This window comes from Mucilaginibacter sp. 21P, assembly GCF_019331605.1.
Taxonomy (GTDB): Bacteria; Bacteroidota; Bacteroidia; order Sphingobacteriales; family Sphingobacteriaceae; genus Mucilaginibacter; species Mucilaginibacter achroorhodeus.
This window is the reverse complement of record NZ_CP063061.1, coordinates 2,882,071-2,895,117: the sequence shown is the minus strand read 5'-3', so window position 1 is coordinate 2,895,117 and position 13,047 is coordinate 2,882,071. Positions and strand designations below refer to the sequence as shown.

The window sequence follows — 13,047 nt, the reverse complement described above, 5'->3', positions numbered from 1 at the left end:
CGCCTAAGGCATGGACGCATACCACTTATCGCCTTGTTCCATTGAAATTTCTCAGGTTTCACAAGCAAGACTCAAAGTGCGAACTGCATTCAAGAAAGTCCGCAAATGTATGTGTTCTTTTAAAAGCTATACATTTTTATTATCCAATTATTTATAAATATAGAGAATATATCTACAAATATAAAATTAAAACACTCATATAGATTTTTTTTACATCCTGAGAATGTTGTGAGATATTTTTAGAAAAAAAAACAGTTTTGCAGAAAGAAACTTTAACGAGATTGGGATTATTCTTAGCTAAGAAATCAGTGAATAAGGCGGATGTAGCCCGTAAAACTGGCATATCAACTTATCGTTTAAGTCAATTATCCATCAACTTAAAATCACAACTGCGGGTTGATGAAATGTATTTGATCGCCTTGGCTTTGGAAATAGATCCGTCTGAGATTTTAGCATTTGTTTGCAAGGACTTAACATTACCTAAAAAGTGATTTAAAACATGCTGGCGATGCCTTCGGCCCCGGCTCTTCGCTGTATCTGCTGCGCAGGATGCCGCTGCGATCCCTATCGCTTTTATACTAACGCTTTTTCAAAATTTGCACTTCTATATTATTTTTTTCTCACGTGTAATGAATGATAATGTTCAGTTATTCCTTAACGAACTTAAACAAGGAATTGATGCACCGGAACTGGTGCTAGAACAATGTAAATTTTAATGGTGATGGGGAGCGATCGATGAGATCCGCAAGCTTGTCCACGAAATGATTCACCGCGAGTGGAAGAAGGGCACATCAATTGTCCGGGCTCGGAAAGCCTGATCACGGCGGGGTTTTTTTGAGACGTCTTGGGATGATGGCAGTTCGATGAGGTAATCAAATTAAATGGGTGCCAAGTACCAAGCGTTTCATCGAAATTTCCAATCATTATGGCGTTGCCTTTGTCTATAATTATTAAGAACTTGGAATGCAGATCTAAGGATAATCAACTTACTGGGATGGGCGCCTCACTGAGATCGATCTGGATGATATTGACTTTAACCAGAAAATATGACGAGTAAAAAAATGTCATTAAAAATGAAATGGATGATGGCGAATGGAAAATTTTGGAAACATTGCTGGACTGGAAGAAAGAAGTGATTCACCAGGCCACGCAACCCAAAAGATGAAATAGGAAGGCTATTTAACGGGGTCACTTTTTCTTGAACTGCTTCAGCAAGCTTTCCGGCAACAGATAGAGATTGCCTTTTGTCCTGGTTAGGGCAACATAGAGTTTACTTCGGGTTTGCGAAGGAAGTCCTTTAAGTTCTCCATCTTGGAAAGACTTCCAGGTCTTTCCGTTCATCACTACACATACATCTTGATACCGGTCTTCACCTTTTGATTCACCCCAATTTTTTGAATAACAATCGTAGTGGTAATGCGCTTGGTAGAAAAGCTTTACTACAGAATTGTCGCGGAACAGAACTGCCGCGTCAGCAGCAGAGCTAATGTGAATAATACTGCTACCTCCGGATCGGTGAGAACCGATCGTGATGCCCAACTGTTCTTCTACAAATGCACAGATCTCCGGATTACAGCGATGGCTTTTACTTAGGGTTTTCTTATCAAGCCTAAGTCCTAGGGACTCAAATCGCGCGACATATCTTTGAAGATCATCATGCAACGTCCCATTAACATTACCGTCCCGGCTGGTATCGTAGGTGTGCTGGAAAAAGTCACCCACGAAGAGTTGTTCGAGACTTGCACTTACCAGCGTATCTAAAAAATTAAAATCATTGCCTGCAAAATCCTGCACTTCGTCGATGAAGATCTGGTCAAAATACCGTTCCAGTCTGGTTTTCACCTCTGATAAAACATTCTTGCGTTTGAGCGTCAACGCAATCCGGTTGCTATAAAGCCTTCCGTAGCGGTCGACAAGCTGATCGTCGCCCTTGGCGAAACGGTCCGGGTTCGGTAGCCAGTTGATACCTGCCGAGCCCATTTTTAAAGAAAGTAATGGCCGGTAACAAAATGAGTACAGGAATGTGTAGTAGGTAAATAAGCTGATATTTTTCGGGTGATAACCGAATCGCTTAATTATTGCGGATCGCAGATTTCGCTCGTTTGTGTTGGTATAGGTCAGGATCAACGTGCGCCGATCTGCACACAAGCGGTCGACCAAAAGTGTTGTTTTACCGGAACCGGCGACCGCGAGCATCAAAGTCTTAGCCATTCGATCGCCTCTTTAATATAACCCGGCGTCTTGATCTGTCCCGGCTTTTGTTCGATCAGCTGATATGCCGTCTCGGATTTCTGGCAAAGCATGTATTCAAGCACCGTGAGTTTTTTCCTTTTCGTACTAAAAAGTTCATCGCAGATGCTTTTGTTCATGGTGTACAATATATACTCGAACGTACGCAGTGTGTTATCCTTTTCACCAAAAATCCTTAGGTAGGGATCTGGGTATTCCGAATAATTATCAACGCAGTGCGTATCATAATCACCGTCATTATCCCGGATGACCGCAGTTTTTATCCCTAATATTTTAGCCACGTCTAGATAACGCTTAAAGCTGATACCACCGACCGAAATGACATGCACCAGGTCGGCGTCTAGGGTGCTTTTGGTGACCTCTTCGTAGAACTCCGACATCAGCATATATTCGGCATCTCCTTCCACCAGGATAACTTTCTGCGATAAAATGTATTCAACCACATTATTGTCCGGAGCCTTGATAAAGAATTTGGCGGTTTCTTCCCGTAAATGCTCCAAAAGCATTGGCTGTTTACTGTTGACATGAATGAGGATTGATCTGCGAAGGTCGAGGCGCGTGCTAACCAAGGTGTTGTGGGTTGTGATGAACAATTGGATCTGTTTTGCCGCCCGGATCATATCAATCAACAACTTCATATGATGATGGCTCAAATGATTTTCCGGTTCCTCCAGAAGTACGATATCCATTTTTTCATTGGCTCTGCCGAGCGCAAATTTGGTTTTGATAAAGCACTGGCGACCTTTGCCTTTATTATCGATGGAAATATCTCCCTCCATTAGCGTAAGATCTGTCTCAAGTGAATCCTTGATACCACTCTTAACAGCAAACGCAAAATCCGGCAATCGTTTATTTATATCTTTTAAGACGTTGCTTTTGAAGTCGGACTTGTACCGTCGATACTCATTCTGATGCAAATTTTTCTCCGATCCGCTAGCATTAATGCGATAAACCGAGCGGATATATTCACGCATCGCGTACTCGTTATTGATCTGAGAATTATCAATAAATACATGGTTGACATAGTTACGGTGGCTTGAATAGGCCCGGCCGTCGAACGTTTGAAAGTGGACTTGGTAAAATTCAAACGGAAAATTGGGGCGTTCCTGCCGCAATACGGATAAAATCTCTTGCCCATAGTCAGGGTCCGGCTTGCAGACCATTCGCATACCGTCGCAGCTGACCTCCCGCAAATTAACCTTACCGTTCAATTCATAATTTTCCTGTTCTGTAAGGTAAACATCGACGATCAGCTCCGGCAGATCACCGACCAATTTCTTACCACTAAGAAAAGTAGCCACCGCTTCACTGTTGAACAAGCTTTGCAATCCTATATTTTCTACTTTGGTACGACTCCCACTTAATACCAGGTCGATCGCGAGCAAAATAGAACTCTTTCCGGTTTCATTATCACCGATGAGTACGTTCACATCCGGTTTGAAATCAATAACGAATTCATCAAATCGTTTGAAGTTTTGAAGACGGACCTGGATAATATTTCTCATGAATGGTCAGGTTAAAAATTAAAACTACGATTTTATTGGCAATTATTATCAGCATACCGATTGACGGAAGTCCTATTTTGCCAATATTGTTGCGATATACTCAATTTAGACAATCCTCATTTTTATTATTATTTTTGTTTATGAGCCAATTCGACCTATTCGGAAATTCTGCAGGAAGTGCCAGCCAATCCGGCCCGCCGGACCGAATAGTTAAAATTGCCAACGGGGAATATCGTTTCTTGCCCGAATTTTATACCATGGTGGAAAGTGACCGTTACTTTCGCGTCCTGATGGAGCAGGCCGAGTGGAAGCAAGAATCAATGAAGATGTATGGCAAGACCATCCTGTTTCCCCGACTCACCGCCTGGTACGGCGAAACGGATAAACCGTATTCTTTTTCCGGGATCACATTGCAACCCTTACCCTGGCTGCCCGAGTTGCTGGAGATCCGAGATCGGCTTCAGGCGCTTACAAAGACCTCCTTCAACAGCGTATTGCTTAACCTTTACCGTAGTGGGAATGATTCTATCTCCTGGCATACCGACGCGGAGCCTGAACTAGGAAAAGACCCGGTCATAGGGTCTGTTAACTTCGGTGCCACAAGGACCTTCCAACTTCGTCACAAATACACGAAAGAAAAGATTGATATCGATTTAACCCACGGCAGCGCCCTGATCATGCAGGGGCAGCTGCAACATTTTTGGCAACATCAGTTGCCCAAAACCAGCAAACCGGTAAATGACCGGATCAATCTGACTTTTCGTTATATTAAAAATACCTAAATGCCTTATTATTTCGAACTCCCTGATATTCGTCAGTTGACGATAGCGCAGCAAGCAGTGCTGAACGATCCGGGTTCAGTTTCCGTTTATGGCGGACCTGGTACCGGTAAAAGTATCACGTCCCTTTGGCGCCATATTCGTAATTACGATACCGGTGCCAAAGAAAGCCTGTTGTTGACCTATACAATGCCGCTGGTCGCCTACCTTGCCGGGGCAGCACGAACAATTAATGACGATGCAGCCGATAATATAGCCAAAACACAATATTGGTTACAGCACGAAGCAAAACGATATGAGGAGATTATTATTGATGAGGCCCAGGATCTATCGGAAGATGTTTACCTGCAGGTAAAGCGGTACGCGAAAGCAATTTCCTATGGCGCTGATGACCAGCAAAGCATCTATCCCGGCCAGGCAACGACACAAGAAGACCTTAAAACACTTTTCCCCGGCACTAAATCTTATCCGCTGGACGAAAATTTCCGGAACTCGTACGAGATCCTGCGATTTGTCCTGGCGGCTTTGCCGAACAAGATAATTCCTCTGAATACCATGAATACTGCCAGGACGAAAAGAACAACCAACATTAAACCACGCATACTGGTCACCGGGTGGAGTAGTCGGAAACAAAGTGATGCCATCATCGACTTGATTGGCCGCTTTCATTCCGAAAACCATAATATCGGGGTTCTTGTGCCGTTCCCTAATGATGTGGAAGCGACCTACGAATTGATCAGTCCTCATTTCGAATGTACGAAATACCATCACCTTATCCACGTTCTTCCGCTTATAGAAAATGTGCACGTTACGACTTATGCTTCGGCCAAAGGCGTGGAATTTGATACCGTCATCATGCCGCAATTCGAACATATGCGGGATTATATCAAAACGAAATATGCGGCAACGGAAAGCCATTATTATGTTGCGTTGACGAGAGCCCGAACAAATTTATTTCTCATAGCTGCGAAGAAACCTTCCGATATCAGCAGCACCACTTATGAACTTGATATTCTATGAATGAAATACAGCGATATTACCTTCCGGTCAGCACAGGCAGCCTCCCGCATTATTTCGGGAAGGCTATTATCCTGCCTGCCCGTTATTACGAGAACAAGCCGCGAGATCCGCAAGACCAGTTAAAGAACGGTCTTATATTAACAGTCGATAAATGGAGCACGGCTACAGATTGTATTATTGAAGTGGTTTGCACCCACGAAGAGCAAATAGCTATGACGCCTGTTAACGACAGTCTATCTGTTTTCCTTTATAGCGGAGCAATACCTATCTCAAGAGTTGCGGCAGTTTATTTCAAAGATTTTAAACAAGCTGAAACAACGCAATGGAATATTAATAGTGCAACAGCATTTCTGCCAGATCATCTGATTAACATCGACACGAAAACTGACGCTTTAAATCGGTTCGCCGTCCCAAGTCTAATTAGTGAAACAAGCGTTCCCATGCAGGACCTGACTGAAAAAGCTAAGCGGTTTGATATTCTTCTTGGTGGTCTTGCATTTTTAAAAGCGGCCGCAAGGAAGCCGGAGAATTTTCCCAAGGATTATTTTGCGGTTCTATCACATTTCAATGCTACGATCAAATCACAATTATTAAAAGCGGTAAACCAAAAGCAAGCGACTTTTAACGACCAACTGACTGCAGTCTTTTCCAATAAGAAATCACAGTGGTCGGATATACAGCCGATGCTTTTTGATGAAGTATCTGTTTCAGTCGTCGAGGCCGCAGCACGTAAAGCCAAAGTAAGTCTGGAAAAAAAATACGGAATGATTGAGCTTAACAAATTAACCCGCGTGCCAAATCTTTATTTGCTGGCGCTGCTGGCGACCTATGGCAGCAATAAACCAAAAAACCTACAGGATTTGATCTCTGGCGTTTTAGGTAGCAGTTCGATCGACGAGGAGAAGGCAGAGGAAATCGCCCTGATTTTTGGCTTAAATACACGTTACAGCGGACTGCGCAATTCCTACAACGGAAAAGAATTGCCTGTGAAATTCAAATTGCAATCACAGTTGGATTATTATAGCATCGAAAGCATATATCAATATACTTTTTGCGCGCAGAAGGAAAGTGGGAATTACGATTATATTGACGCTATCGCACAAAATATCCCTACACCTGATCAACCGAAAGCTTCTGTTTCTTTTTGGATTCTGGATACACCTGTCGTAGTAAAAAAAAAACAGGACCTGGAGGGCGAATTGCTCGACGACTTGCAGCAATCGTATCCTGGTTTGCACGATTTGTTAGAAAGGATAGTCCGAAAAGCGGCGCAGGGAGCAATGAAAACACTTAATGAAAAAGACCGTTATATTGATGAGCTGCAACAGATCCTTAAAGCTAAAGAAAAAGAACTAGAGGCACATTTAGTGAAAGCGCAGGTTCAATCTTCTATTACCACCAGTATACAAACAGACGGCCTGGAACAATTGGAATTTAAAGCCTTGAAGGCACTTGCCAGATCCAAAAAGGTACCGGCAAAAGCTTATCAAGATATCAAGCCGACACAAGAAGGCTTTTCTGAATTGATCACTCTTATTCGAAGTCATCAAACCTTACTGTGAAATGACGCTTTTCGACCGCCTCATGGGTGCAACCGGCAATGCCAGTACCCTCGACCAATTTCTGGCACATAATGCCGAGGAGATCATTGATTGGTTCAATCGACTGCCCCATGTAGAGCTCGCCTCCATCCAACAAGGTATCCGGCAGCTTGTGCTATTAAATTTAAACTTACTGGAGGGTTTACCCCAAACTGCGAGCAACCTGGCGTTTTTAGTGATGCTGATGGAGAAAGCGGAACAGTTGGGTGAGATTGCGGTTTTCCGGCTACTGTACACGCATATTGAACGATCGCCTTTTGATATCGGACATCGATTAAAGGCTGTCTCTCTTTACCTTGAAATTCCAAAGGATGCAGATCGGTACGTTAGGCTGTATCCCGGAATCTTCGAACTCCTCGAATTGGCTTACATAGAAGAAGAAGATTCAGCGGATAACGTGCTCTTCACTATCGTCAATTATTATCTGCAACTTATCGATAACTGCGGCGAATTCAATCCCGCGGCTCCGGCCGCTATCCGGACCGCTATCGGTGCTTCATTACGCGATAACGAATCATCATTTCTCAACTGTCCACTGATCTATAGCGTACTCGAGACGGATCTCGACGATATGGTTGCAGCTTCCACCCATATCCGTTCCCTTCTGGACACCTATCTCGAACGAACGTTACCGGTAATCAGCGTTTCCGAGGGGATGCTTGTCGAAGAGCATACTGACTACAGCGAGCAATTGAAGGAAGTGGATGCCGAATTCATGGCCATACGTGAAATATCGGTTGATAAACACCAACGTAATCCTGAAGGGAAACGGTTCTACGATGGATTGCAACGGGGCACAAAAATTCTTGACGATGAACGTGAGTTGTTTGCCTACATGGTAGCAATGGGTAAAATGCACGCTGCAAAACTAAACAGCGCTTTTGCAAGCATTGATCTGACCGGCGTCAGCGGTCCTGTAAGCATCATCGACTGGGGCTGCGGGCAAGGCACTGCTACAATGGTGTTGTTAGACCACCTCGCAAACAAAGGCATCGAACTAGATATACACAACATTTTATTGATCGAACCCTCGAAAATCGCAATCGAAAGGGGCAGTCTCCACACGCTGAAATTTAACGACACTGTTCGACTAGTAACGATCAATAAATTGATAGACGGTGTCAGGCCGGATGATCTCAACGGCCTTGAGGGTACTACTATCCATCTTTTTGCCAATATTTTAGATATGGACGTCATTGCCCTAAAGCCGCTGACAGATCTTATTAAAGATAATTTTCCAGGTGATAACCTTTTTGTCTGCACGAGCCCATACCTTAACGGAACTAAAACAAACCGCCTGGATACTTTTTTGACCTCATTCAAAGGACACAACCTAAAAGTGCTGATGCGTAAGGATAATGCCAAAGGGAGTTGGATCAATAATTGGTCAAGAGTTATCCGGGTCTTTACGGCATCATTATAAGGCTACGGCTTCTATATAAGAGATTTGTGTGCGCCTTTAATACTTAGATCAATTGTGCTATATCAGTTTGCACTTTCCAAGTACAAAGCGAAGGAAAGCGTGCCAATTGAATTTCTTGAGGGAAAAAATTAAGAGGACATATGAGAGGATGTTCTATTTCCAATCCATATTGATGATTACTTGTTCGGAGCGCGTAAATATGATATGTGACCATTAGACATGGAGGATGAGTATTAAAAAAATATTGGAAAATTAAGGTCATTGAACACAATTGATTATGGTCTATTTATGAATGATAGCATTTCTTATACTAAAGAGTTGATAGGAGTATATTTTAAATTGATCAAGGCCTCCATGAGGAACATTAGAGGCTATAGAACTAATTCGTTACCTGAATCATCTCCGCTTTCCAACTTTAATTTTTTGATCAGTGCATTGCTCTAAGAAACTATAATCTCCGTTCATCAATGCGTCACCGATGAAAATCTTACTTAATATTTAAGAACTCAAAGCCGTTGTTTCTGGCGATCGTCACCATCGGCTGTATTTGTTCGTATACCCGTTGATGGTCAAAGAGTGTAATGTCGGGCACAATGGTTAGAAAGTCTTCTAAAAACCTATGCTTGGGGGCTTTAAATTTGATTATTTCTAAAGCGGATGTCTGCAATTTAAAGTAAGGCTCAAAATAATACTCTAATGGCGGCAATTTGTCACTTTTAGAATTATTAAAAGACCGATCTGCCGGGATAAGGTTCCACATCAGATCATGCGATACAAACGCATAAGGTAGGAAGTGTTCCACAGCGTAGTCGCCGATAATTAGTTTTTTGTTGGTGTATATACAGTCTACACTGCCTAATTCGCCAATCACGATATCCCAGAACTTGCGCTGTTCGTTCAAAGCCTTTCTAACGGGAAGCTTGATGAGTTTATTAGGGGATATCCGGTACATTCGGGTTCCTCGACTGCAGGTAAATAGCCAGGTTCCAGTAACAAAAATCGCGAAGCATCTTTACATTGCGTTGCAGGTAATTTACCCATCGGGGATTAATCTCAATATGGTCGTTATAAAGGGCATATGGACATTCATTAGTGAACGACTGAGAGGCCGCCTCCGCCCCTCGTCGATCGCTTGCTGAGAACCATGGACTAAGAAAACGGTGTGGGACTTCGGCATTGAAATGACGCAACGTTTTATAGGTTACCGGATGCGTGCTGGTATTCAACTGGTTTACCACCGCGCTTCGTGAGGTATCGATCGTCAAGGGCTCGATCTCTCTTAATACTTCGATCGCCTGTTGGATCTTATCTTGTTTACCCAGCGATACGTGAAAGTAGTTGACAGTGAACCAGGCATGGCCAATCATTTCCGCGAACAGATGTTGTTTATCGATCTTGATCTCGCCCTGCTCCACGCAGTTCAAAATGCCCAGAAACCAGTAAAACTTATAAGTTAACACCGTGCTTTTAAAACAGGCAGCTAAGCGATGTACGGGTAATCCTTCTTGTTCTGGCAAATGCGTCATTGCAGTGATCTATATCATGGGTTTGCTTGCCCATGCATCTACCCGGGATTTAAAGGGCGGCAGATCAAAGCTTTCCTCGATCCGATTGATGATACTCAACAGCTCTTCGCTTGTTTGGAGGCCTGGTGATCTTTCTGCCAGCAAGCTACACAACTGCTGGATATCATAAGCGTTACATAAACTTTCATGGGCATTCTGGAACATGTTGAGGTCCCGGAACGCGTTATAGGCTACCAGGCTGTAATATTGATTGCGTTCAAATAAGGCAACAAAAGCCGCTTTATCCTGGGATATCTTCTTCAGGCCGGTAGCCATCAGTAGATTGACGCGCCTGGCCAAAAAATGCTGCCCTATATGAAAAGCGGCGGAAGCCAATAATATAGGGATCTGATTGACTACGGCATACGAGTAGGCATCCTCAACGGCTTTTTAAGCACCTTCAATCAGCTGGTGAAGGTCTAAGCCCCGTCGCTGTATCTCTGCGACGGGCATGGGACAACCCATCGCTTCTTTGAAACTGACCTCGCGATATAATGCGGCTTCAGCACGTACAGCGAAATGGAATTGACTGTCGGCATGGTGGCAGCGTAGTATTTGTTTTTCATCTTCAGCAACATCAGCGGCTTCGATCTCCTGGCCGAGCGATGTTACCTGTTTTTCAATATCGTCGGCTAACTTACCGTTTTCCATGCCTTTGATGAGTTCAAAGAACAGCATATTGATCTTTAGATGAAGCTTATTGTAATAGTTTTCTGTCTGGTCTGCATTGGTCCGGAACTCGTTCAGAAAATAGTCATGATCGATGTTGCCTTTCATAAATTCTACCCGCGAGGCGGAGTATTCTATCAGTGCTTTGCTTTCACCTTGCATCAACTCCGGCATTTTACGTGCTTTACGCAGGTAGTAATTCGCATCGATAAGGTTGCCCGTTCGGGTATAAGTGATCGTTGCCAGAAATACCAGCATTGATGAATTAATGAGCCGGCTACGGTTGACCAGCCCCAGCAAGTGAACTAAAATGGCATACTCTGCTTCATTGTAAAGAAAGTTACCGTAGGTTTCCAGAAAAGCGGCGACCTGTTCGGGGTCTTTCTGATTTAAAGTGACCTCGGATCGATCCGCATTCGGCCCTAAAAAAGTGATGTTGAATTTTTGCCCATGTTCTTTGATGAGCATATCGCTGTTCTGATGACGCTTTAAAAACTTTTCATGTAGCAACGGCAATACGTTCTTATCGAGGGATTGCAGCGGGACAAGGATATTTACACTATCCTGCTCGCGCCAGCCTTCGCGTGACGGATGATCATCTAACCGGCGTACCACTTCATCTACATAGTCGAAATAGCATTGCTGTTCTGTTTCATCATATAACGCGATGATCCCGTAAGCCGGGGGCCGTTTGGCCAGGTAACCCAAACGGGAGGTCTTAAAATTAAAAGAGATATAGGATTTCTCCTCGCTTCGGATCTTTCGAAATGCGACCGCACTTTTGATCTGCACCGGAAACTTTTTGGAGGAAGCTCCCTGACCACCAACAATCAATTCGACATCCAGGTCAACACCGAGATCGGGATTTTCTTCCCGATAAGCGAATCCATTTTTTTCGCTGAATATCCCCTTGACAAAATGCACAGATTCCTGGCTTCTCTTGGCATTATCATCAATAATCGGGTCATCATAGAAACTCATATGCGATAAGGGTTATCTAAGGACTAATATCATAAAAAAATAATTAGTGCGTTGCCTTCAGCCCATGTCGTTCACTATATCTGCTACGCAGGATGCTGCGGCCGTCATTAACGCTTGCACTTGATTTCCCCTTTCACTCAAATAAAGTGCGCTGAATATTAAAATATTACCGCATCATTATCTTGACTTTACTATACGTGATAGAAGCCTTTAACCTTGATCAATCGTGAAAATTCAGTTATTCACCGAGGTAAAAAATACTTGTGGATCTAATTTCCTTCCAAAACGTTCGAAGAATATTTTACACATTATCCAAGTAAGTAATAGAAGCTATTTATCCAACAATATATTATATCTACAGAGGGCTTGTAAGAAATATTAAATACATCGTAATATTTAAAGATTTTGGATGACTACGTCACGGCCCACGCTTTCTGGGAACATAATAAATTTAAGATCAGTTAGTAAAGGCCCTTTCTGATGTGAGAATATCCGCGCTGAATCCAAACTCGAACGTCCCGAATCTATAAATCACCTGATGAAATTGCCTTTGATAAAAATTAAATATAAAAAAATAAATTTGCACATGTCGGATATTCTTACAACATTTGTCTTAAATATCCGACGTTATGGTAAATATAGATGTTCAAGCCATTGAAGATGCGATTCTTGAGGAGATCGAAAAGTTAAAGGACTTGCCTACCATAGATCCTGAAGCAAAAATCGATAAAGACAGTAAGCCGGGAATGATTGGGCTTAGTAGCAATGTATTGGTGACTGTTTCAGGATTTTTGGAGGAGATACTACAGGTCGAAATACCGCCGACCTGCTATATTTTTCGAGATAGCGACGGAATTAGAGAATTAAATATTAGAGAAGCGGCTGAAAAACTGCAAAAAATAGCGAAACCATGCAAAACAACTTAGTAACTGAAAGGGAAAAAATAGGTAATCGTATAAAAGATGCACGGATAATTTCTGGGCTGTCACAGGCACAAGCCGCTACCAAACTAAATATCCCACGGCCTTCGATCTCAGAGATTGAATCAGGTAAACGAAAAGTCACTGCGGAGGAAATCATCCAATTTGCGGCCTTGTATAAAGTGGACAAATCTTGGCTATTACTTGAAGATGAAGACAAAGACCTTAAAATGAATGAACATGTACTATTTGCGGCAAGGGAACTAAATAAATTGAAGCCTGAAGATCGAGACAAGGTTATCGATATTATAAAAATGCTGCCCAAAAAATAACC

Annotated in this window: 13 protein-coding genes; 7 read left to right on the top strand and 6 right to left on the bottom strand. The window is 42.9% G+C overall.

Annotated elements, in window-relative coordinates:
• The first annotated feature begins 257 nt into the window (after positions 1–257).
• Entirely contained in the window at positions 258–491 is a 234-nt protein-coding gene (locus tag INP83_RS12950) for a helix-turn-helix transcriptional regulator (RefSeq protein WP_219124551.1), read from the top strand.
• A gap of 697 nt (positions 492–1,188) precedes the next feature.
• On the opposite strand, the gene INP83_RS12945 is transcribed toward INP83_RS12950, so the two are convergent.
• Both INP83_RS12945 and INP83_RS12940 read right to left on the bottom strand, forming a co-directional pair.
• Positions 1,189–2,211 carry an AAA family ATPase gene (locus INP83_RS12945; protein WP_219124549.1) on the bottom strand — a complete coding sequence of 341 codons (1,023 nt, stop codon included), beginning with the start codon at positions 2,209–2,211 and terminating at the stop codon, positions 1,189–1,191.
• A complete protein-coding gene (locus tag INP83_RS12940) occupies positions 2,196–3,755 on the bottom strand; it encodes an ATP-dependent endonuclease (RefSeq protein ID WP_219124547.1) in 1,560 nt (519 codons plus the stop codon). Before INP83_RS12940 ends, INP83_RS12945 begins: the two co-directional genes overlap by 16 nt.
• A 140-nt stretch (positions 3,756–3,895) precedes the next feature.
• Here INP83_RS12940 and INP83_RS12935 point away from each other — a divergent pair, with 140 nt between their 5' ends.
• From INP83_RS12935 to INP83_RS12920, 4 genes are read left to right on the top strand one after another with little or no spacing between them, the layout of a single operon-like run.
• A complete protein-coding gene (locus INP83_RS12935) occupies positions 3,896–4,537 on the top strand; it encodes an alpha-ketoglutarate-dependent dioxygenase AlkB (RefSeq protein ID WP_219124545.1) in 642 nt (213 codons plus the stop codon).
• Positions 4,538–5,554 carry a DNA/RNA helicase domain-containing protein gene (locus INP83_RS12930; RefSeq protein ID WP_219124543.1) on the top strand — a complete coding sequence of 339 codons (1,017 nt, stop codon included), beginning with the start codon at positions 4,538–4,540 and terminating at the stop codon, positions 5,552–5,554.
• Positions 5,551–7,116, top strand: a complete 1,566-nt coding sequence (locus INP83_RS12925) for a hypothetical protein (protein ID WP_219124541.1) — start codon at positions 5,551–5,553, stop codon at positions 7,114–7,116. The genes INP83_RS12930 and INP83_RS12925 overlap by 4 nt, the downstream gene beginning before the upstream one ends.
• Before the next feature lies 1 nt (position 7,117).
• A complete protein-coding gene (locus INP83_RS12920) occupies positions 7,118–8,578 on the top strand; it encodes a hypothetical protein (RefSeq protein ID WP_219124539.1) in 1,461 nt (486 codons plus the stop codon).
• 487 nt (positions 8,579–9,065) lie between these two features.
• Here the strand turns inward: INP83_RS12920 and INP83_RS21235 are convergent, their stop codons facing one another.
• From INP83_RS21235 to INP83_RS12905, 4 genes are all read right to left on the bottom strand, one after another.
• The gene (locus INP83_RS21235) at positions 9,066–9,530 is read right to left on the bottom strand and encodes an HNH endonuclease domain-containing protein (protein WP_255563148.1); all 465 of its coding nucleotides are present in this window, start codon (positions 9,528–9,530) and stop codon (positions 9,066–9,068) included.
• Positions 9,511–10,104, bottom strand: a complete 594-nt coding sequence (locus INP83_RS21230) for a hypothetical protein (RefSeq protein ID WP_255563147.1) — start codon at positions 10,102–10,104, stop codon at positions 9,511–9,513. Before INP83_RS21230 ends, INP83_RS21235 begins: the two co-directional genes overlap by 20 nt.
• A 9-nt stretch (positions 10,105–10,113) precedes the next feature.
• Entirely contained in the window at positions 10,114–10,419 is a 306-nt protein-coding gene (locus INP83_RS12910; protein WP_219124537.1) for a hypothetical protein, read from the bottom strand.
• Between the two features lie 114 nt (positions 10,420–10,533).
• The gene (locus INP83_RS12905; protein ID WP_219124535.1) at positions 10,534–11,793 is read right to left on the bottom strand and encodes a DUF4365 domain-containing protein; all 1,260 of its coding nucleotides are present in this window, start codon (positions 11,791–11,793) and stop codon (positions 10,534–10,536) included.
• A 629-nt stretch (positions 11,794–12,422) separates the two neighbouring features.
• Here INP83_RS12905 and INP83_RS12900 point away from each other — a divergent pair.
• Together INP83_RS12900 and INP83_RS12895 are read left to right on the top strand one after the other, a co-directional pair.
• Entirely contained in the window at positions 12,423–12,719 is a 297-nt protein-coding gene (locus INP83_RS12900; protein WP_219124533.1) for a hypothetical protein, read from the top strand.
• Entirely contained in the window at positions 12,704–13,045 is a 342-nt protein-coding gene (locus INP83_RS12895) for a helix-turn-helix domain-containing protein (protein WP_219124531.1), read from the top strand. The genes INP83_RS12900 and INP83_RS12895 overlap by 16 nt, the downstream gene beginning before the upstream one ends.
• Positions 13,046–13,047 lie beyond the last annotated feature (2 nt).

Excerpts from the sequence above, each read along its gene's own strand:
- INP83_RS12945 (WP_219124549.1), bottom strand. The coding sequence starts at position 2,211 with ATGGCTAAGACTTTGATGCTCGCGGTCGCCGGTTCCGGTAAAACAACA.
- INP83_RS12940 (WP_219124547.1), bottom strand. The coding sequence starts at position 3,755 with ATGAGAAATATTATCCAGGTCCGTCTTCAAAACTTCAAACGATTTGAT.
- INP83_RS12935 (WP_219124545.1), top strand. The coding sequence starts at position 3,896 with ATGAGCCAATTCGACCTATTCGGAAATTCTGCAGGAAGTGCCAGCCAA.
- INP83_RS12930 (WP_219124543.1), top strand. The coding sequence starts at position 4,538 with ATGCCTTATTATTTCGAACTCCCTGATATTCGTCAGTTGACGATAGCG.
- INP83_RS12925 (WP_219124541.1), top strand. The coding sequence starts at position 5,551 with ATGAATGAAATACAGCGATATTACCTTCCGGTCAGCACAGGCAGCCTC.
- INP83_RS12920 (WP_219124539.1), top strand. The coding sequence starts at position 7,118 with ATGACGCTTTTCGACCGCCTCATGGGTGCAACCGGCAATGCCAGTACC.
- INP83_RS21235 (WP_255563148.1), bottom strand. The coding sequence starts at position 9,530 with ATGTACCGGATATCCCCTAATAAACTCATCAAGCTTCCCGTTAGAAAG.
- INP83_RS21230 (WP_255563147.1), bottom strand. The coding sequence starts at position 10,104 with ATGACGCATTTGCCAGAACAAGAAGGATTACCCGTACATCGCTTAGCT.
- INP83_RS12910 (WP_219124537.1), bottom strand. The coding sequence starts at position 10,419 with ATGGCTACCGGCCTGAAGAAGATATCCCAGGATAAAGCGGCTTTTGTT.
- INP83_RS12905 (WP_219124535.1), bottom strand. The coding sequence starts at position 11,793 with ATGAGTTTCTATGATGACCCGATTATTGATGATAATGCCAAGAGAAGC.
- INP83_RS12900 (WP_219124533.1), top strand. The coding sequence starts at position 12,423 with ATGGTAAATATAGATGTTCAAGCCATTGAAGATGCGATTCTTGAGGAG.
- INP83_RS12895 (WP_219124531.1), top strand. The coding sequence starts at position 12,704 with ATGCAAAACAACTTAGTAACTGAAAGGGAAAAAATAGGTAATCGTATA.